Genomic DNA, 19,726 nt, shown 5'->3' with positions numbered 1-19,726 from the left:
TAATGGATGTTAGAGGGTGGTCGAACTGTTTAAACTGCTGGGTAACAAAAGACTTTTTGTTTTGCTGGTGGGCCTTGTTACATTTATCGCGTTAATGGGCTTTACGCTCGGTCCGCGAACCGCTCTATCCTGGCCGGAGAAATTCCTGAAGGATTCAGTCGGATTTGTACAATACGTATTTTACAAGCCCGCTTCTTCTGTAGCGGGCTTTTTCAAAGATTTGGCGAACATGCGTACGGTATATCAAGAAAATGAAGAGCTTCGTATTGCGATGGGTCACTATACCCGTGATCGGCTGAAGTACAATGATATGGAGCAAGTGAATGAACAGCTCCAGAAAGCGCTCAATTTTACCGAGGAACAAAAGAATCGGTATAACTACGGTTCACGAATTGCTCAAGTCATCAGTGCCAACTCCGACCCGAACAGCAGAACGATTAATATCGACATTGGTGAAAATGCGGGAATCAAGGCCGGGATGGCTGTTACTTCGCAGGAGGGGCTGGTTGGGGTGGTCAGTCATGTCAGTTCATACACGTCAACGGTTAATCTGTTAACATCCATGGATGCGAATGATCCTACTTCCAATGCCATTGCAGCTACAGCGGTTGGTAAAGAAAAAGTGTTTGGCATGATCGAGAGTTATGATCCGAAGACTGGCATGCTCAAAATGACCAAGATTTCTGAAGATTCAGATATCAAAAAGGGTGATGAAATCATCTCTTCCGGGATCATCAATAACTTTCCGAAGTACATGCGAATCGGGGAAGTGAAGAGTGTTGAGAAAAGCGAATATGGGTTAACAAAAACAGCTACAATTAAGCCATATGCAAGTTTTCTGGACTGGAAAGAGCTGATTGTGATTATCCCGCCTGAGGTAAAAGAATAATGATAACGCGCAAGCAAGTCTTATTCCTGTTACTGTTCGTTTTGTTCATTGTTGAAGGAACGATCCTTCCGCTGCTCATTCCTTCGGGCTGGCAAATGCGCATTTCTGCCAATCTGGTTTACATCGTGATTTTGTTTATCGCTGTATATCATCATCGGCACACGGCGTTGGTGCTTGGCATATTATTTGGACTATTGCACGACGTCGTATTCTACGGCGAAATGATTGGACCATACGGATTCTCTATGGGATTATCGGCATATATGATGGGACTTATTTTTCAAGCGCCGCGTGCACCACTGCCAGTGATGGTTTCCGTCGTCCTTTTGGGAAGTCTGCTTAATGACACCATGTTATTCTTTCTTTACAAGCTCTTCCAACTTAATCACGTTACATTTGACTGGGCTTTGCTTGAATACATGATTCCCAATTTGTTCATTCATTTTGTGTTCGCGCTGATCATTTATGTTCCTCTTCGGAAACAACTTGAGCGGATTGGTAAGAGAAAGAGCAAAGCACAAGAAGCTGCTTAAACCATTTTTGGAGTGAGAAGCAGGAACTTGGGGACCCGGGCACGAAATGTAATGAGATGGGAGGGACAGGCTTATGACGGTAAAATCGAATCACGTAACGATTAAAGGCATCCGAGACGGCCTGGTTTTCCTGTTGGACGATCAATGTGAATTCGAGGAATTGCTCTATGAGCTCCGCTATAAGCTGGAACACAGCCATCAAAATATTTTGACCGGACCGATTGTTCATGTGGATATCAAACTGGGCAGCAGGGAAGTGACGGAGGACCAGAAAGAAGCAATTCTTGATATACTGAAACAAAAAGGGAATTTGCTTATTCGCTCCATCGACACACCAGCCCTTAAACCGGAGATTAAAGGGCCGCCGCCGATTGTGACCATGTGTGGCATGGTACGTTCGGGTCAGGTGCTTCATCATGAAGGGAATCTACTGTTTCTTGGAGATATCAATCCGGGGGGCACAGTAACGTGTACCGGAGATATATATGTTTTGGGTTCACTAAGAGGCATGGCTCACGCTGGGATTGGCGGGGACGAAGATTCAATTATTGCTGCATCGGTGTTTGCGCCAACGCAGCTGCGGATCGCTGACATCATCAGTCGTCCCCCTGATGAGTGGGAAAGCCGAGAGACCGGAATGGAATTTGCTTATTTACAGGATAATCAGATGCAGATCGACAAGATGAGCAATATCGTTCGGTTGCGCCGAGATTTTAATGTGTTTAAAGGAGTGTAGCTCATGGGAGAGGCGATCGTGATCACTTCGGGTAAAGGCGGCGTGGGTAAAACAACCACCTCGGCAAACATCGGGACAGCGCTGGCGCTGCTCGGCAAAAAGGTTTGTCTGGTAGATACCGATATCGGCCTTCGCAATCTGGATGTCGTGATGGGACTCGAAAACCGGATCATTTATGATCTGTGTGACGTTGCAGACGGCCGCTGCCGACTGAATCAGGCTTTGGTCAAAGATAAGCGTTTTGAAGAATTATATATGCTGCCTGCAGCACAAACGAGAGATAAGAACTCTGTGTCACCGGAACAGGTGAAGGACATTATCCTCGAATTGAAAAAAGATTTTGAATACGTCATTATTGATTGTCCAGCCGGAATTGAGCAGGGGTTCAAAAATGCGGTTGCAGGAGCTGACCAGGCAATTGTGGTCACTACACCTGAAAATGCGGCTGTCCGTGATGCGGACCGTGTCATTGGTTTGCTGGAGAGCTCACACATTCAATCACCAAAACTGGTCGTGAACCGAATCCGTAACAATATGGTTAAATCAGGCGATATGCTCGACATTGACGGCATTTTACAAGTACTTAACATTGATCTGATCGGGATCGTTCCTGATGATGAGCTTGTCATTAAGGCAGCCAACTCGGGAGAGCCTACAGTAATGAATCCGGATTCACTTGCGGCCATTGCCTATCGTAATATTGCTCGTCGTATTCTGGGAGATACCGTTCCCTTGATGCAATTGGAGCAAAAAAAGGGTGCTTTCTCACGCTTCAAGAAATTTTTTGGAATGGGTTAACTTGCTCTTCTCATCACAATCATGTTTGACAGCCGTGGCCCTCAAGCCCGGCTTTTTGAATATGATGAAGCATTTCATTAAAGGTATCTTATCTAGAACAGGATATGCGTCTAAAAGGAGGACTCCACGTTGTGGGGTTATTTTTGCTTCCAGCCGAAGCATGTTCATATTATGAACAAGCCCCTCATAGGATGTAGTAAACAAGCCTCGGCGGGAGGACATTCCATGAATACGAAACTCAGAATCAAGCAGAGAAGAGAAGAGCGCATTCGGCGATTAATGGATGGTGCTACGGAAGAAATGATGCAGCAGCGAGAATCGGTCCCGATATCCGATAAGCGTACATCTGCGCAACGTAATCCGTTCTCGGCTATGGATATACAAGAAAATCTACGAACAGCAAGATCTTCACTGGTAGAACAGGAAAGAGACCCAGAATGGCTGTGGAAAAAAGAGAACGGGCATTATGGTCCTGGTGGCTACCCACGCTTCAGTCTGATGAAGTCATTCGTGGGACGAACGGTGGTTAGTGTTTTATTATTTGGCGGCATCTGGGGAATGTTCCAGTTGAACACGTCATGGACGGCACCTGCCAAAACCGTAATCGCTGATGTGCTGCACCGGGATATGGATTTTGCCTATGCCGCTGCATGGTATGAGAGACATTTTGGCGGAACCCCATCATTCCTGCCTGTTCTTGAACATACCACGGATCCTGTGAACGGGTCGGGGATTCGGCATCTGCTGGGCAAACCGATCTCGGGAACGGTCGTTCAGCCTTTTGCAATGAGTATGAAAGGCATTGAAATTGTTCCCGAAGCTGGCAGTACAGGACTCGTTCAAGTTGTCAGCTCAGGTACTGGACGAGTACTTCAAGTATTGGATGATCCCGAAAATGGAACTACGGTTGTCATCCAGCACTCTGGCCAAGTCACAGCCATATATGGACGCTTGAACGAGAGTGAAGTCCAGATGAATGATTGGGTAGAAGCGGGGGACGCTGTCGGCAGCCTAAAGGAGACAGGAGATGATCAACCTGCCACATTATATTTCGCTGTAAAAGAGGGCGAGCAGTACGTAGACCCAGCGGAAGTGGTTGCCCTTGATTAGGTTGTGGGGGGTACGGATCTCGTTTCATCCTTTTTTTGTGATTATCATGATGGCTTCCCTGTTGACCGGGAACTTTATCGAACTCATCACACTTTTTGCTATCGTTTTTATTCATGAATGTGGACATGCTGCAGCGGCAGCCCTTCTGGGCTGCCGTGTCCTTTCGATACAGATGCTTCCTTTTGGTGGCGTCGCCGTTATTGAGGACGCCGGAAATATTACAGCCCGTCGGGAGATCATTATCGCTTTGGCAGGTCCTTTTCAAAATATGCTCATGGTTGGAGTTGTTTTGTTGCTGAAGTACGGGGGCCTGGGAGACCCGATATTTTTGGATTATATTATACAGGGGAATCTGTTAATTGCCCTATTTAACCTGCTGCCCGTGCTGCCACTGGACGGAGGTAAAATTGTACAGGCACTTGTCAGTCTTGCTGCTCCCTACTATACAACATTGATGTGGACCTACAGAATCAGCATTCTGTGCAGCGCAGGGGTGATTTTGGTTGCTATTGGTCGTTGGTTTATAGGCGATTACGGGCTGCCGTTAAATATCCTGCTGATCGGGATTTTTCTGTTCTACTCCAATGTGATCGATTACCGAAATATTCCCTACCGATTTATCCGATTTCTGATGAATCGTGAAGGTGCATTCACCCGACATGCAGCTGCAGGCAGTTTGGCGCAGCCGATAATCTCATTTCCGGCGAAACCTTTGGAGACTATTTTGCGTCTATTAAAGAGAGAAAGATACCATATGATATATGTGATGAATAGACAGGGAAGAATCATGGCCGTTTTGCCTGAGCAGCGAATCATCGGTTCTTATTTCAAACAAGATACGGATAAGTTATAACATCTTGATGGATCTGTCCTGAATTTGGTTAATACATGTACAATGAGTATGGCGAAGATATAGAATGGATGTGGATGAATTGAATTGTCTTCTAGAGGTGAAGCCATGAAACAAATGATTGTACATAATGAACATAACCTCATGCAAATGGCGCTTCTGGAAGAAGGCAAAGCTGTAGAATTCATGGCAGAGCGTACACGCGAGCGTGGACTGCTGGGTTCGTATTTCAAAGGACGGGTAGTGAACGTGTTACCAGGTATGCAAGCTGCTTTTGTGGATATCGGTCAGAAAAAGAATGCTTTTCTGTATGTGGACGATGTATTGCATCCCAATCTGGAGAAACAACCCAAAGTGAAGCCCTCGATCGCGGAGCTGCTTCGTCCAGGTCAAGATGTAATCGTTCAGGTCCTGAAGGAGCCAGTAGGAAGCAAAGGAGCCCGGGTGACGACTCATTATTCGCTGCCGGGCCGCTGGCTTGTCTACATGCCTTTAGCGGATTATGTAGCTGTCTCCAAGAAAATTGCCCGTGAGGGGGATCGATCCCGCCTCAAGATCCTGGGTGAACAACTGAGACGGGACGAAGAGGGGCTTATCATACGAACCGTATCCGCAGAGGAACAGAGGGAAGCCATTCAGGCCGACCTGGAAACATTACGTGAGCACTGGCGTCTGATTCGTGAAAAAGCGGATAGTTTGCCTTCACCAAGCCTGCTGCACCGGGATCATAGTATGGTTCAGCGGATCATTCGTGATGTGTATACGCCTGGCATCGATGAAGTGATTACGGATAATGATGTACAAGCTCGTGAATTGAGTGCTTTGCTGGAGGAAATCTGTCCAGGCCATCAACCTAAAGTACAGGTGTACAGGGGAGAAGAATCGATTTTTGCTGCTTATCAAGTGCAGGAGCAGTTGAATAAGGATTTTGCCCGCAAGGTATGGCTGCCTGGAGGCGGATATATTGTCATTGATCATACCGAGGCACTCACTGTAGTTGATGTCAATACAGGCAAGTACACGGGAGCAGGCGGCGACAGTCTGGAAGAGACAGTAACGGAGACGAACATGCAGGCAGCGGTTGAGATCGCCCGTTTAATGCGTCTTCGGGATATCGGCGGCATGATCATTGTGGACTTCATTGATATGGAGCAAGCGATGAATCGGCATGAAGTTGCGGCAACGCTGGAAAATGAACTCAAGAAGGATCGAACCAAGGCTTTTGTCATAGGTTGGACCAAGCTGGGCTTGCTCGAACTTACCCGTAAGAAGGTACGGGAGGAGAGCACGCTCCCTTACGTGGAGCCGTGTTCTTCCTGTCATGGGACAGGTAAAAGATATATTTCGCCTTTGCATTGATTTTTAGTATAGTTGGTGGTATAATCATCAGGTATGTGTTTAGCCTATTGGTCTTGCACATGCTGTAACCGCACTGGCCGGGTACAAGAACAGTTCCGCAAGGACACTGTCACCTGAGACCGGGCGAGTCTGAGACATGAGGAGGTGCAAGGCAAATGTACGCAATTATTGAAACAGGTGGCAAACAGTACAAAGTCCAAGAGGGCGATGTTCTGTTCATCGAGAAATTGACTGCGAACGATGGCGAAAGCGTAACGTTCGACCGTGTCCTGGCTGTATCTAACGATCAAGGTTTGACAGCAGGTACACCATTGGTTTCCGGAGCAACTGTAACGGCTAAAGTGGAGAAACATGGCAAAGGACAAAAGGTTGTTGTATACAAATACAAACCTAAAAAGAACTACCATGTGAAGCAAGGTCACCGTCAACCGTATACAAAAGTAACTATCGAAGCAATCAAAGCGTAAGAAGGTGCGATAAGTGATTATCGTTCAAGTCTTTCGTAATGATGACGGGAGCATCGATCGTTTCTCCATCAAAGGGCATGCTAATTTTGCCAAGCGAGGAGAAGACATCGTATGTGCCGGGGTATCCGCTGTTACAGTAGGTACGGTGAACTCGATCGAAACATTGACTGGTGTCGAAATGGACGCCAAGATGAAGAATGGCTTTTTAAGCGCTTCTTTACCGGTGTTGGAGAAAGACGGAACCTGGTCCCAGGTACAATTGCTGCTCGAATCCATGGTGCTTATGCTCACTGATATTGCAGAGTCATACGGAAAGTATATTCAGATAGAGCAAGTCAAATAATTAAAGAAGGAGGACAACCAATCATGTTGAAATTAAATCTTCAGTTATTCGCATCGAAAAAAGGTGTAGGTTCCACGAAGAATGGTCGTGACAGTAACGCACAACGCCTTGGCGTTAAACGTGCTGACGGACAAACAGTAACTGGTGGTAGCATTCTCGTTCGCCAACGCGGTACGAAAATTCACCCAGGTACTAACGTGGGTATCGGTAAAGATGACACTTTGTTTGCGAAAGTTGACGGCGTTGTGAAATTCGAACGTTGGGGACGCGATCGTAAAAAAGTAAGCATCTACCCTGTGAATGTTGCTCCAGTAGCAGCTGCAGTAGAAGCATAATATCGGCATTCCGCCTAAGGAGCCTTCGGCATTTTTGCCGGAGGCTTTTTGTATTTATAGGTTATTTCGATAATGAACTGGCAGAAAAGACATGTTATACTTGGATACGGTGGGAATTAACCAACCGAGTTTTGTAGAACGGGGAGAAGCCATGAAATCTTGGAAAAGAGTGCCGTGGATTGCGGCATGTTCACTTCTGATTCCTTTGGTTTTCGTTATGCTGTATCCAGCTGTTATTGCAATTGCTGTGTACGCATTGTGGTCCGTCGCGGTGCTTTTTGTTTCTGTGAACGTGATGAAGAGACAGGCAGAGGCGGAACGCAGAACCATCATACAATCTATGGAAAAGACAGCAATTGCATCATTAAATCATCATAGGCATGATTGGATGAACGACCTTCAGGTGTTGTATGGATATCTTCGGCTAGGCAAACTTGATAAATCAGTGCAATGTGTGGAAAGAATAGTAGAGCGGGTTAACGAAGAAAGCCGAATCTCCAGATTGGGTATTCCTTCACTCGTATTTTATCTCCAATCTTTCCGGGCCAGTGGAGTCGCTCTGGAATTGCACGTGGTTGTAGAGGAAGAGTTGCAGCTTAGTGCTCTGGTCTCTCCCGAGGATGGCGAGTCGCTTACGGGGGCGATTGCCGATGCGATTCGAGCCTATCAATATGGCGGCGGCCGGTCGTCTTGGGGAGAGGTTCGCAAACTGACCTTGAATTTCGGACAGGATCACGGAGATGTAGTTGTCCGGCTGGATGGGGATCAAACACCCGATCCGGAAACATTACGGCAGCTCAATGCCGTACTCAAAGGAAAAAAAGTCAGAACGGAGCAGCTTCCGTCTGAGGATACGTTTATACAATTCAGAATGCCTTGCGGAATATAGGAAGAAGGGGTTAACCAATGTTTGTAGATAAAGCTAAGATTTACGTAAAAGCCGGAGACGGAGGGGACGGAATTATTTCGTTTCGTCGTGAGAAGTATGTACCGAACGGCGGACCTGCCGGGGGGGATGGAGGCAGAGGAGCCGACATCATTTTCCGTGTGGATGAAGGCCTGCGTACGTTGATGGATTTCCGTTACCAGCGTCACTTCAAGGCCCCTCGTGGTGAGAAGGGACGCAATAAAAGTCAGCATGGCGCAAACGCTGAGAACATGATTGTACGTATTCCACCAGGAACTGTGATTTTGGATGAAGACAGTGGAGAAGTGCTGGCTGATTTGACACGTCATGGTCAACAGGTTGTCGTTGCTCGAGGTGGTCGAGGCGGACGGGGAAACATTCGTTTTGCCACGCCTAACAATCCAGCGCCAGAACTGGCCGAAAATGGTGAAGAGGGCGAAGAACGTTACATCGTACTTGAGCTTAAGGTCATGGCAGATGTCGGTTTGGTTGGTTTCCCGAGTGTCGGAAAATCTACGCTGTTGTCTGTTGTTTCGGCAGCCAAGCCTAAGATTGGAGCATATCATTTTACAACCATTACGCCTAACCTGGGTGTTGTTGGTGTGAGTGAAGGTCGCAGCTTTGTTATGGCCGACTTGCCGGGCCTGATTGAAGGTGCTCACGAAGGTATTGGGCTTGGACATGAGTTCTTGCGTCACGTAGAGCGTACACGTATTATCATTCATGTCGTTGACATGTCGGGTTCTGAAGGACGCGATCCCTTCGAAGACTGGCAGAAAATCAACGAGGAACTGAAATTGTACAATCCTGTACTCGCTGAAAGACCACAGGTTGTAGCAGCTAATAAAATGGACATGCCGGATTCCGAAGCTAATCTGGAACAATTTTTGCAGAAGGCTCGTGAAGTTCAACCGGATATTGAAGTTATGCCTATTTCATCTCTGACACGGAAAGGGATTCAAGAGCTTTTGTATCGTGCGGCTGATCTGCTCGATCAAATTCCGGACGAGCCAGTGGTTGAAGAAGTCGCAGACTTATCCGAACGTAAAGTGTACAGCCTGGACAAAAAAGAGGACGAAGGCTTCCGTATTGTGCGGGAGAATGAAATCTTCGTTGTTGAAAGTGCCAAGATTGAACGTATGATGAAACGAATGCAGCTGAATTCGCATGAAGCTATTCTCAAATTGGCGCGTACATTGCGACATATGGGTGTGGATGCCGAACTGCGTAAACGCGGAGCTGAAGAAGGCACCATTGTGCGCATTGGCGATTTTGAGTTCGAATTTGTGGAAGGCAGCAGCTATTATTAAGATAGCAGGCCACCGTATACAGACAGGCTAAAACAAAACGCAGAGAAGTGGGATACCCCGCTGCTCTGCGTTTTTTTATCTTCCCTTACCTGCGCGTAGGATAAACTTGTATACGGTTAGGAATAGTTTTTCAAAAATAGACATGTAATGTATTGCCCTTTTGGAATAGATCCTTTATAATGTCCACTATATGAAAACATGAGTCTTTGAGGAGAGGACGTTCTGTGAATGAACGCTATTACTTAGTACGGGAAGACATTTTGCCAGAGGCGGTTGTGAAGACCATGCAGGTAAAAGAACTGCTGGCTTCCGGGGATGTCAAAACAGTTCATGAGGCGGTTGAACAGGTTGGATTAAGCCGAAGTGCCTTTTATAAGTACAAGGATGGTATCCATTTGATCAATCAGCTTGAACGGGAGAGAATTGTAACGATCTCCATTGATTTGGAGCATCAGTCAGGAATATTGTCTCGTGTGCTCGGACATGTAGCCGGTTATGGAGCCAACGTGCTCACTATTAATCAAAGTATCCCGCTCCAGGGAAGAGCCAACGTTGTCATTTCAGTGGAGACGTCGCATCTTCATGGAGAAATCGGAGAAATGCTCGATCGCATGCAGGATATGCCCGGGGTTCGACGCACGCGCATCGTAGGTCAAGGTTAATTAGACGTTTTTGTAAAACGTTCAGAAATAAGTTGCATGTATGGTACAAATTGTACAGGGGTGAAGGAGAAAGAAAGACATTGGGGGGAGATCGTTAGTGAAACCGGTAAAAGTGGGATTGTTGGGTCTGGGAACGGTGGGGACTGGGGTCGTTCGCATCGTGGAAGGAAATCAGGAGGATCTGAGCAGTCAGGTTGGATCACCAATCATCATTGAGAAAATTGCAGTGAAGAATACAGAGAAGGATCGTGTTATTGCTGTAGACCGTGCGAAGCTCACTGAAGATCCATGGGAAGTCATTCGTCACCCGGATATTGATGTTATCGTGGAAGTTATGGGTGGCATTGATCAGACCAAAGAGTATATTCTTGAAGCACTGGAGCGGGGCAAGCATATCGTAACCGCGAACAAGGATTTAATGGCTCTGCACGGTTCCGAGATCTTGGCCAAGGCACAGGAAAAGCAATGTGATGTATTCTATGAAGCGAGTGTTGCCGGAGGCATTCCGATCATCCGCACACTGATTGAAGGCTTCTCATCCGACCGGATTACACGCATTATGGGGATTGTGAACGGAACAACGAACTTTATTTTGACCAAAATGAGCCAGGAAGGCGCCTCGTATGAAGAGGTTCTTGCAGAGGCTCAAGCACTCGGATATGCAGAAACTGATCCGACTTCGGATGTCGAAGGACTCGATGCAGCTCGCAAAATGGCGATTCTGGGTACTTTGGGCTTCCGTACCAATGTGGAACTGAAAGATGTAGCTGTTAAGGGGATTACATCTGTAACACGTGACGATATTACGTATGCCAAAAGACTAGGTTACGAGATGAAGCTACTGGGTATCGCAGATCGTCGGGATGATGAGATCACCATTAGCGTTCAGCCGACGATGGTAAGACAGAATCATCCGATTGCATCCGTCAATGGGGTGTTCAACGCAGTGTATGTACATGGCGAAGCTGTGGGTGAGACGATGTTCTACGGTGCGGGCGCAGGCGAGCTTCCGACGGCAACTTCTGTAGTAGCGGATATCGTGGCTGTGATCAAAAACCTGAAGCTGGGTGTGAATGGTCTCAAAGCGATTGTGCCTTATAAACAGAAGCGCCTGCAAAGTGATGAGCACATTATGTCGAAAAACTTTATTTTGCTGCATGTGGATGACAAGGCAGGGGTACTGGCGCAAATCACACAAATCTTCGCTGAATACGAAGTCAGCCTCGCTTCCGTTGTGCAACAGCCGAACGAGCACAACCCGGATGCTGAGATCATCATCGTTACACATAACGCCAGCAAGGCAAGCATGGATAAAGTATTGAAACACTTTGAATCCCTTGCCGTCATTCGTCGCATTAAGAGTGTGTATCGGGTGGAAGGATAATACGTCCCAAAATTCCGGTTTGAGATTTCAAGTCTAGGTCCAGGTTTAAGGTACACGTTTAACCATATAGATGTATGCAATCATATTAATCATATTCGGATTATTAACGACAAAGGAGTTTACCCACAATGAGATATCAAGGATTACTGCAAACGTATAGAGAGCACCTTCCGGTTAATGAAAACACGCCGCTGCTTACACTTCACGAAGGAAACACCCCTCTGGTTCATGCGGAGAATCTGTCCGAGGAACTCGGATTGAATTTATATTTCAAATATGAAGGTCTGAATCCGACCGGATCATTTAAAGACCGTGGCATGGTTATGGCTGTTGCCAAAGCAGTGGAAGAAGGCAGCCGTACGATCATGTGTGCATCGACAGGTAACACTTCGGCGGCAGCAGCAGCGTATGCGGCTCGTGCTGGTCTGAACTGTATCGTTTTGATCCCGAATAACAACATTGCGCTGGGTAAACTAGCTCAAGCCATGATTTATGGAGCTAAGGTGATTGCGATTAATGGCAACTTTGACCGTGCATTGGAAATTGTGCGTGAAATTACTGCCAAACATCCAATTACGCTCGTGAACTCCGTGAATCCGTTCCGGATTGAAGGACAGAAAACGGCTGCATTTGAAGTTATTGAACAGCTTGGTCAAGCACCTGATGTACTCGCAATTCCAGTGGGTAACGCAGGAAACATCTCGGCTTACTGGAAAGGGTTCAAAGAGTATAAAGAAGCAGGCAAATCAAACTCCCTGCCTCGTATGGTCGGTTTTGAAGCGGAAGGCGCCATGGCGATTGTCAAAGGTGAACCGATCCTTGAGCCTGAAACTGTAGCAACAGCTATTCGGATTGGTAATCCGGCAAGCTGGAAAACCGCTGTAGCTGCAGCTGAGGAGTCTGGCGGACAGATTAACTATGTTACTGATGAAGAAATTCTGACAGCATATCGTACGATCGCCGCTCGTGAAGGGATTTTTGCTGAACCAGCATCCGCTGCATCTGTTGCTGGTGTATATAAACTGAAGAGTGAAGGGTATTTTAAAGGCGGAGAGACTGTAGTTTGCGTACTGACAGGACATGGTCTCAAAGATCCTAATATTGCAATCAAAACGGTAGCGACTGAGCCGCTTGTTGTGGAAGATTCCGAAGAAGCGGTTATGGCGGCAATTGCACAGCTGGAGCAGCAATCCGTATGAGTTTGCAGAAAAAGGTAACTGTAAAGGTACCTGCAAGTACAGCCAATCTGGGTCCAGGGTTTGATACCCTGGGCATGGCATTGTCTCTGTATGCATGGCTTGAGATGAAACCGGCTGAACAGACAACATTCCATTTACATGGAGATCATCTGACAGGCTTGCCAACAGATAAATCCAATTTGATATATGAAGTCGCACAGATGGTATTCAGCGAAGCCGGAATCTCCGTGCCAGAGCTGGAGATTTCCATGTATTCCGATATTCCGCTTACTCGGGGACTGGGAAGCAGTGCATCCGCCATCGTGGGCGCGTTGGCTGCTGCTAATGTTTTAATTGGCACTCCTTTATCTGATTCCAAACTTTTGGATATGGCTACGTCGCTGGAGAAACATCCGGATAATGTAGGGGCCTCACTATATGGGGGTATCATTACAGCAGCGTGGGATGGCAGTCGGGTAGACCATATTCGCATTGAGCCGCATCAGGATTTGCAGACTTTGGTCATCGTACCGGACTTCGAGTTGTCCACTTCGAAAGCAAGAAATGTAATTCCACAGCAGTTTGACAAGTCTGATGTCATTCACAACATAAGCAGATCATCCTTACTCGTTGCGGCTTTGGCAAGTGGGAGATTGGACATGATTCAAAAGGCGATGTCTGACCGGATTCATCAACCCTACAGGGCATCATTGGTACCCGGAATGGCTGAGATCCTGGAACACGCAGTCAGTCATGGAGCCTTGGGGGCTGCATTGAGTGGAGCGGGACCTACCCTTTTGACGATGGTAGACCGTCATGATACTCGCAAGCTTGAACTAGAGCAATATTTGATAGATACGATGAGCCGTGAAGGCATCACTGCATCTGCATTGTGGCTGGATCCGGACCTGAACGGTGTTACCGTACTGCCTGATCAAGATGAAAGTCCATTTATGGACAGAGTTAAAGGGGAAGTTAACGCATGAAACGAATTGCAGTATTACCTGAAGGTTCAGTTTCCCATGAAGCCGTAGATTTTCTGTTTAATGGGGAGCCTTTGGAATTGCTTCATTCCAAGCTGATTTCTGATGTTTTCCGGGCTACGGATAGTGGGAAGTCCCAATACAGTGTTATACCCATCGAGAATACGATTGAAGGCTCCGTTAGTTTGCATATGGACTGGCTGGTTAATGAAGTGGATATTCCGATGCAAGCAGAATGGGTTTATCCATCCATCCAGAATGTCATTGGGCATGGATCCGAGTTCAGGACAGAGAGTGGTGAATATGATTTCGGTAAAATTACGAAGATCATGTCCCATCCCGTAGCGATTCCGCAGTGCCAGAATTTTATTCGCCTGCATTCACCTGGAGCAGACCTTGAGGGTGTAAACAGTACAGCGGAAGCTGTAGAAATTGTGAAAAAAAACCCTGGAAAAGGTTGGGCTGCGATTGGCACAAGACTGGCTGCACAGAAGCATGGTTTGGATATTATGGCTGAACGGGTTACCGACCATGATAACAACTATACTCGTTTTGTGCTGATAGGCCATGAGCCTGTTCAGATTCCACGAGAGCCTGATCATGTGAAAACCAGTCTGCTGGTTACATTGCCTGAAGATGCACCGGGTGCATTGCATCAGGTGCTGTCGGCTTTTGCCTGGCGGAAGCTGAATTTGACCCGACTGGAATCTCGTCCAACGAAAAAAAGGTTGGGGAGTTATTATTTTTACATTGATGTAGAGGAAAGTGCAGATTCGGTATTGCTTACCGCAGCGATGGCTGAGATTGAGGCATTGAATTGTCAGGTGCGCGTTCTTGGCAGCTATCCGTGTTATACATATCCTTCGCTTAAAACGACCTGAATCCGGGCGTACAATGTTGAAGGTTGTCATAAGACTGGGTAAAATGAGCAAGAAATAGCTTGTCATTTGTTGTACAATGAACGAGATAAATGTAGTTTCGGAATCTGGGAATGGAAATTTTATGGAGGTGCAGTCATCGGTGTCAGAACAATGGATTTATTTGGATGGTCAATATGTGACCAAGGAGAACGCAACCGTTTCGGTATATGATCATGGATTTTTGTATGGAGACGGTATTTTCGAAGGTATTCGGATTTATAACGGTAACATTTTCAGATGCAAAGCGCATTTGGATCGTTTGTACGATTCAGCCAAATCCATCAGTCTGAACATTCCGCTGTCTTATGATGAGATGCTGGAAGTGATGGCTGAAACGGTACGTCGCAATGATATGCGTAACGGTTATATTCGTCTGATCGTTTCACGCGGACCTGGTAATTTGGGTCTTGATCCTCTGCGCTGCCCTAAAGCATCCGTTATCATTATTGTAGAGCAATTGGCGATCTATCCGGAGGAAGCGTATCTTACCGGGCTCAAAGCCGTATCTGTATCCCAGCGCCGGAACATCCCGGACGCATTGAATCCAAAAATTAAATCATTGAATTATCTAAATAACATCCTCGTTAAAATTCAGTCTAACTATTCAAATGCTGGTGAAGCAATTATGCTGAACTCCCAAGGATATGTTACTGAAGGTTCCAGTGATAACATCTTTATTGTTAAAAATGGTGTAGTTTATACGCCACCTTGCTATCTTGGCGCGCTGGAAGGAATTACACGTCAGGCCATTATCGATCTGTGCGGTGAGCTGGATCTTGAATTAAAAGAAGTTCCATTTACGCTACATGATGTGTATATTGCCGACGAAGTCTTCTTCACTGGAACAGCTGCGGAAGTTATTGCTGCTTGTGAGGTTGACGGCAGAACGATTGGAACGGGCGTCGCAGGTCCTGTAACCTTGAGACTGCTGGAAGCGTTCCGTCAAATTGTCGACAAAGACGGTTACAAAGTTTGGGAAGATTAAATAGAACAGACTGAATAGTGAAGCAGGAAATCCTTCTTGTCTCAGAATCTCAGCATACCTGGAGTATGCGATTTTTGGGGCGGGAAGGATTTTTTTTGCTTAGTTGATGTCATTGGCCCAATTTCTGCATAGGATGTAGTAACGGTATGGGCGAATGCACTGCCCAAGTATCACGTCTAGGAGGTTAGTTCCAAGTGAAAATACACATGGTGAAAAAAGGCGACACATTATATCTGCTGTCCCAAAAATATAATGTAGCGTTGGACAAAATTATCGCAGCTAATCCGCAAATTGCTGATCCCGACAAGTTGGAGATTGGTATGAAGGTCAAAATTCCTGCGGAACCTGTAACACCAAAGCCGGAAGGCATGTTGCACAGCCATAAAGTTCAGCAAGGAGATTCATTGTGGAAGTTGTCACAGGCTTGGGGAGTTCCGTTAAAAGATATGATTAATGCGAACCCACAATTGAAAAACCCTAATGCTCTTCTAGTAGGGGAGACCGTGTACATCCCATCAGCGAGTGCACCGGGAAATGGGGCTTCTGAGAATGATGCTTCATCCAATATTGCTCATGAAAAACTGTCGCCTGAAGGGAAGGAGTACACGGGAGTTAAAGAAGAAACGGCTCCAGTTGTACCGGCAGTTCCAGTACCTGAAGCAGCACCTGTACCTGAAGTATCTAATTTAGTTCAGGCTCCTGAACCTGCAAACCCGGTCATACCTAATATCAAGCCGGAAGTGGAAGTGTTACCACAGTTACCTGAAATTTCTGAAGAAGAGCCGCAGAAGGAAACATACAAAAAAGAAGACGTCAAATCGGAAGTGCAAGTAAAACCGATAACTGAAGCCCCGACATATACGATGCCTAATCTTTCACCTGAAGTCATGCCTTTACCTGTAATACCTAACAACACGACATGGCCTACAGAAGTGGCGTCTGCAACCAAGGCACCATGTGGTTGCGGTAGTAAAATGCTTCATGCTCCTGTTGAGCATCCGTACGCCCAGGTTCCTGTACCCGCACAAGAGGTATATACCTCTCCACAAAACATGTATACAGTTGGAGCGATTAACAATACTACATTCCCAGGTATACCTGAAGTAAGTCCGTATTCCATAGGTAATACATCGAATACGCCATGGACCGGCACAGAGTATAATCATAACAACGTTATGCCGAACGTATCTGCTGAGATGCAGAACTATTCATATCCGATCGCTCCAGCAGCTCAGGTGAATAGTCCATTTCCTCCATTTGCAGCCAATGAGCATATGAACCACCAGCCGCCTAATATTTCTCCTTACTCGATGCTTCCATATCCGCCATGCGGATGTGGCAACCATCATATGCCCAACCAACAATACGCATATCCCTCACATAACTACCAGAACCCAGCATGGGGCACATACAATCCTTATGGGGTACAACCTGAAATGACTACATCGATGATGCCTAATCAGCCATTGGAGTATGCATATCAGAATCCATACCCTACTCAGAACATGGTGCCGCCGTCTCCGTTGGGGGCATTTGGTGAAATATATCCTCCACAAGGCAAGGGGGAAGGTAAAAAGGGCGGACGTGACGAGGCTAACTTAAGCCAATCCTCTACAGAGAATGAGGCTGAGTTCAATCTTGAAGCGAATCCTAAACAAGCAGCCAAAACAGGAACCGCGAAACGCAGAACATCCAAACCAGCTTCCAAATCCAAATCGAAAGTATCTGTATCCGGGAAACAAACAAGAGCGCGCACAGGGATAAGCACTAAACGTGATAACAAAAAGCGTAGAAACCCCTGGATACAACAATAACACTGTAAAGTAACTAAATATCGTTAATCTTCAGAAGGTCGACTCTGAGTAGAGCCGACCTTCTGAGTTTTGTATGGGAGCAGCGGAATATACAAACGTATAAAATTGATGCGCTTGAAAGGTTCTGTAGCAGATTAAGAAGCACCTGAATGGGACGTGATAGTTGGGGAGCAGTGTCTTAAATTCACTATCGTTTTAGAAGAGGTATCAAGAGGTTAGAATCTATTAAATGTTTTTTTAGAAAAACTATTGCATTGGTCTCGTCAGTGTGATATATTATTTAAGTCGCCGCTGAAACAAAGCGCTGACAACAAAAAAAGTAACATAAACAAGTTTGATCTTTGAAAACTGAACAACGAGTGAGTAATCATCCTGCTTGCAGGATGAACGTGAAAATTTTTGGTACATGCCATTTGGCTGTATGAAAACTGGAACATAAATGAGATTTTTAATCTCGTCAGATTCAAAATGAGCTTATCGCTCTTTTCAATACTTTATTGGAGAGTTTGATCCTGGCTCAGGACGAACGCTGGCGGCATGCCTAATACATGCAAGTCGAGCGGACTTGAAGAGAAGCTTGCTTCTCTGATAGTTAGCGGCGGACGGGTGAGTAACACGTAGGCAACCTGCCCTCAAGTTTGGGACAACTACCGGAAACGGTAGCTAATACCGAATAGTTGTTTTCTTCGCCTGAAGGAAACTGGAAAGACGGAGCAATCTGTCACTTGGGGATGGGCCTGCGGCGCATTAGCTAGTTGGTGGGGTAACGGCTCACCAAGGCGACGATGCGTAGCCGACCTGAGAGGGTGATCGGCCACACTGGGACTGAGACACGGCCCAGACTCCTACGGGAGGCAGCAGTAGGGAATCTTCCGCAATGGGCGAAAGCCTGACGGAGCAATGCCGCGTGAGTGATGAAGGTTTTCGGATCGTAAAGCTCTGTTGCCAGGGAAGAACGCTTGAGAGAGTAACTGCTCTCAAGGTGACGGTACCTGAGAAGAAAGCCCCGGCTAACTACGTGCCAGCAGCCGCGGTAATACGTAGGGGGCAAGCGTTGTCCGGAATTATTGGGCGTAAAGCGCGCGCAGGCGGTCATTTAAGTCTGGTGTTTAATCCCGGGGCTCAACCCCGGATCGCACTGGAAACTGGGTGACTTGAGTGCAGAAGAGGAGAGTGGAATTCCACGTGTAGCGGTGAAATGCGTAGATATGTGGAGGAACACCAGTGGCGAAGGCGACTCTCTGGGCTGTAACTGACGCTGAGGCGCGAAAGCGTGGGGAGCAAACAGGATTAGATACCCTGGTAGTCCACGCCGTAAACGATGAGTGCTAGGTGTTAGGGGTTTCGATACCCTTGGTGCCGAAGTTAACACATTAAGCACTCCGCCTGGGGAGTACGGTCGCAAGACTGAAACTCAAAGGAATTGACGGGGACCCGCACAAGCAGTGGAGTATGTGGTTTAATTCGAAGCAACGCGAAGAACCTTACCAGGTCTTGACATCCCTCTGACCGGTACAGAGATGTACCTTTCCTTCGGGACAGAGGAGACAGGTGGTGCATGGTTGTCGTCAGCTCGTGTCGTGAGATGTTGGGTTAAGTCCCGCAACGAGCGCAACCCTTGATCTTAGTTGCCAGCATTTCGGATGGGCACTCTAAGGTGACTGCCGGTGACAAACCGGAGGAAGGTGGGGATGACGTCAAATCATCATGCCCCTTATGACCTGGGCTACACACGTACTACAATGGCCGGTACAACGGGCTGCGAAGCCGCGAGGTGGAGCTAATCCTAAAAAGCCGGTCTCAGTTCGGATTGCAGGCTGCAACTCGCCTGCATGAAGTCGGAATTGCTAGTAATCGCGGATCAGCATGCCGCGGTGAATACGTTCCCGGGTCTTGTACACACCGCCCGTCACACCACGAGAGTTTATAACACCCGAAGTCGGTGGGGTAACCGCAAGGAGCCAGCCGCCGAAGGTGGGATAGATGATTGGGGTGAAGTCGTAACAAGGTAGCCGTATCGGAAGGTGCGGCTGGATCACCTCCTTTCTATGGAGAATCGTTTCCCGCAGCGGAAACATTCAAATCAAGTCTTCAGGAAGCATGCTTCCGAAGCGAGCTTTACTTCGTAAAGCTTTTAGCTCACTCGTTGCTCAGTTTTGAGAG

19 protein-coding genes, 1 rRNA gene and 1 other annotated feature are annotated in these 19,726 nt (G+C 46.9%); all 20 genes read left to right on the top strand.

Features of this window, described 5'->3' with window-relative positions; translation table 11 throughout:
- Positions 1-16 precede the first annotated feature (16 nt).
- Positions 17-889: a rod shape-determining protein MreC gene (mreC, locus tag MHB49_RS27545; RefSeq protein ID WP_405153745.1), complete on the top strand. Its 873-nt coding sequence runs from the start codon at positions 17-19 to the stop codon at positions 887-889.
- The gene (gene mreD, locus MHB49_RS27540; protein ID WP_247899103.1) at positions 889-1,422 is read left to right on the top strand and encodes a rod shape-determining protein MreD; all 534 of its coding nucleotides are present in this window, start codon (positions 889-891) and stop codon (positions 1,420-1,422) included. The genes mreC and mreD overlap by 1 nt, the downstream gene beginning before the upstream one ends.
- 73 nt (positions 1,423-1,495) lie before the next feature.
- Entirely contained in the window at positions 1,496-2,158 is a 663-nt protein-coding gene (gene minC, locus MHB49_RS27535) for a septum site-determining protein MinC (RefSeq protein ID WP_247899102.1), read from the top strand.
- A gap of 3 nt (positions 2,159-2,161) precedes the next feature.
- A complete protein-coding gene (minD, locus tag MHB49_RS27530) occupies positions 2,162-2,956 on the top strand; it encodes a septum site-determining protein MinD (protein WP_024633965.1) in 795 nt (264 codons plus the stop codon).
- Between the two features lie 225 nt (positions 2,957-3,181).
- Positions 3,182-4,066 (top strand): peptidoglycan DD-metalloendopeptidase family protein, encoded by an 885-nt coding sequence (locus MHB49_RS27525; protein ID WP_405153744.1) that lies wholly within the window; start codon positions 3,182-3,184, stop codon positions 4,064-4,066.
- Complete coding sequence (locus MHB49_RS27520; RefSeq protein ID WP_405153743.1) at positions 4,059-4,919, top strand: M50 family metallopeptidase; 861 nt, start codon at positions 4,059-4,061, stop codon at positions 4,917-4,919. The genes MHB49_RS27525 and MHB49_RS27520 overlap by 8 nt, the downstream gene beginning before the upstream one ends.
- A gap of 105 nt (positions 4,920-5,024) precedes the next feature.
- The gene (locus MHB49_RS27515; protein WP_405153742.1) at positions 5,025-6,275 is read left to right on the top strand and encodes an Rne/Rng family ribonuclease; all 1,251 of its coding nucleotides are present in this window, start codon (positions 5,025-5,027) and stop codon (positions 6,273-6,275) included.
- Between the two features lie 56 nt (positions 6,276-6,331).
- Positions 6,332-6,416: a sequence feature (ribosomal protein L21 leader region), on the top strand.
- 14 nt (positions 6,417-6,430) lie between these two features.
- Positions 6,431-6,742: a 50S ribosomal protein L21 gene (gene rplU / locus MHB49_RS27510; RefSeq protein WP_062328098.1), complete on the top strand. Its 312-nt coding sequence runs from the start codon at positions 6,431-6,433 to the stop codon at positions 6,740-6,742.
- Between the two features lie 13 nt (positions 6,743-6,755).
- Positions 6,756-7,085, top strand: coding sequence for a ribosomal-processing cysteine protease Prp (locus tag MHB49_RS27505; protein WP_079347324.1), 330 nt, complete (start codon positions 6,756-6,758; stop codon positions 7,083-7,085).
- Between the two features lie 23 nt (positions 7,086-7,108).
- Positions 7,109-7,420: a 50S ribosomal protein L27 gene (gene rpmA / locus MHB49_RS27500; RefSeq protein WP_024633959.1), complete on the top strand. Its 312-nt coding sequence runs from the start codon at positions 7,109-7,111 to the stop codon at positions 7,418-7,420.
- A 91-nt stretch (positions 7,421-7,511) separates the two neighbouring features.
- A complete protein-coding gene (locus MHB49_RS27495) occupies positions 7,512-8,309 on the top strand; it encodes a Spo0B domain-containing protein (protein ID WP_405153741.1) in 798 nt (265 codons plus the stop codon).
- Positions 8,310-8,326: 17 nt separating this feature from the next.
- A complete protein-coding gene (gene obgE / locus MHB49_RS27490; protein WP_405153740.1) occupies positions 8,327-9,637 on the top strand; it encodes a GTPase ObgE in 1,311 nt (436 codons plus the stop codon).
- 224 nt (positions 9,638-9,861) lie between these two features.
- On the top strand, positions 9,862-10,299 hold the full coding sequence (locus tag MHB49_RS27485; protein ID WP_024633956.1) for an ACT domain-containing protein: 438 nt from the start codon (positions 9,862-9,864) through the stop codon (positions 10,297-10,299).
- 97 nt (positions 10,300-10,396) lie between these two features.
- Positions 10,397-11,683 carry a homoserine dehydrogenase gene (locus tag MHB49_RS27480; RefSeq protein WP_405153739.1) on the top strand — a complete coding sequence of 429 codons (1,287 nt, stop codon included), beginning with the start codon at positions 10,397-10,399 and terminating at the stop codon, positions 11,681-11,683.
- Between the two features lie 128 nt (positions 11,684-11,811).
- Positions 11,812-12,882, top strand: coding sequence for a threonine synthase (thrC, locus tag MHB49_RS27475; protein ID WP_405153738.1), 1,071 nt, complete (start codon positions 11,812-11,814; stop codon positions 12,880-12,882).
- The gene (gene thrB, locus MHB49_RS27470) at positions 12,879-13,847 is read left to right on the top strand and encodes a homoserine kinase (protein WP_405153737.1); all 969 of its coding nucleotides are present in this window, start codon (positions 12,879-12,881) and stop codon (positions 13,845-13,847) included. The genes thrC and thrB overlap by 4 nt, the downstream gene beginning before the upstream one ends.
- On the top strand, positions 13,844-14,725 hold the full coding sequence (gene pheA / locus MHB49_RS27465) for a prephenate dehydratase (RefSeq protein ID WP_247899094.1): 882 nt from the start codon (positions 13,844-13,846) through the stop codon (positions 14,723-14,725). Before thrB ends, pheA begins: the two co-directional genes overlap by 4 nt.
- 139 nt (positions 14,726-14,864) lie before the next feature.
- Positions 14,865-15,749 (top strand): branched-chain-amino-acid transaminase, encoded by an 885-nt coding sequence (gene ilvE, locus MHB49_RS27460; RefSeq protein WP_247899093.1) that lies wholly within the window; start codon positions 14,865-14,867, stop codon positions 15,747-15,749.
- Positions 15,750-15,943: 194 nt separating this feature from the next.
- Entirely contained in the window at positions 15,944-17,563 is a 1,620-nt protein-coding gene (locus tag MHB49_RS27455; RefSeq protein WP_247899092.1) for a LysM peptidoglycan-binding domain-containing protein, read from the top strand.
- Positions 17,564-18,057: 494 nt separating this feature from the next.
- Positions 18,058-19,609: ribosomal RNA gene (locus MHB49_RS27450) — 16S ribosomal RNA — on the top strand.
- Positions 19,610-19,726 lie beyond the last annotated feature (117 nt).

This window comes from Paenibacillus sp. FSL K6-0108 (assembly GCF_045040695.1).
GTDB lineage: Bacteria > Bacillota > Bacilli > Paenibacillales > Paenibacillaceae > Paenibacillus > Paenibacillus pabuli_B.
Note: the sequence above shows the minus strand (reverse complement) of the source record. Positions and strands in the feature narration are given on the sequence as shown.

Coding starts and splice junctions, on each gene's coding strand:
- mreD (WP_247899103.1), top strand. CDS start 889: ATGATAACGCGCAAGCAAGTCTTATTCCTGTTACTGTTCGTTTTGTTC.
- minC (WP_247899102.1), top strand. CDS start 1,496: ATGACGGTAAAATCGAATCACGTAACGATTAAAGGCATCCGAGACGGC.
- minD (WP_024633965.1), top strand. CDS start 2,162: ATGGGAGAGGCGATCGTGATCACTTCGGGTAAAGGCGGCGTGGGTAAA.
- MHB49_RS27525 (WP_405153744.1), top strand. CDS start 3,182: ATGAATACGAAACTCAGAATCAAGCAGAGAAGAGAAGAGCGCATTCGG.
- MHB49_RS27515 (WP_405153742.1), top strand. CDS start 5,025: ATGAAACAAATGATTGTACATAATGAACATAACCTCATGCAAATGGCG.
- rplU (WP_062328098.1), top strand. CDS start 6,431: ATGTACGCAATTATTGAAACAGGTGGCAAACAGTACAAAGTCCAAGAG.
- rpmA (WP_024633959.1), top strand. CDS start 7,109: ATGTTGAAATTAAATCTTCAGTTATTCGCATCGAAAAAAGGTGTAGGT.
- MHB49_RS27495 (WP_405153741.1), top strand. CDS start 7,512: ATGTTATACTTGGATACGGTGGGAATTAACCAACCGAGTTTTGTAGAA.
- obgE (WP_405153740.1), top strand. CDS start 8,327: ATGTTTGTAGATAAAGCTAAGATTTACGTAAAAGCCGGAGACGGAGGG.
- thrC (WP_405153738.1), top strand. CDS start 11,812: ATGAGATATCAAGGATTACTGCAAACGTATAGAGAGCACCTTCCGGTT.
- thrB (WP_405153737.1), top strand. CDS start 12,879: ATGAGTTTGCAGAAAAAGGTAACTGTAAAGGTACCTGCAAGTACAGCC.
- pheA (WP_247899094.1), top strand. CDS start 13,844: ATGAAACGAATTGCAGTATTACCTGAAGGTTCAGTTTCCCATGAAGCC.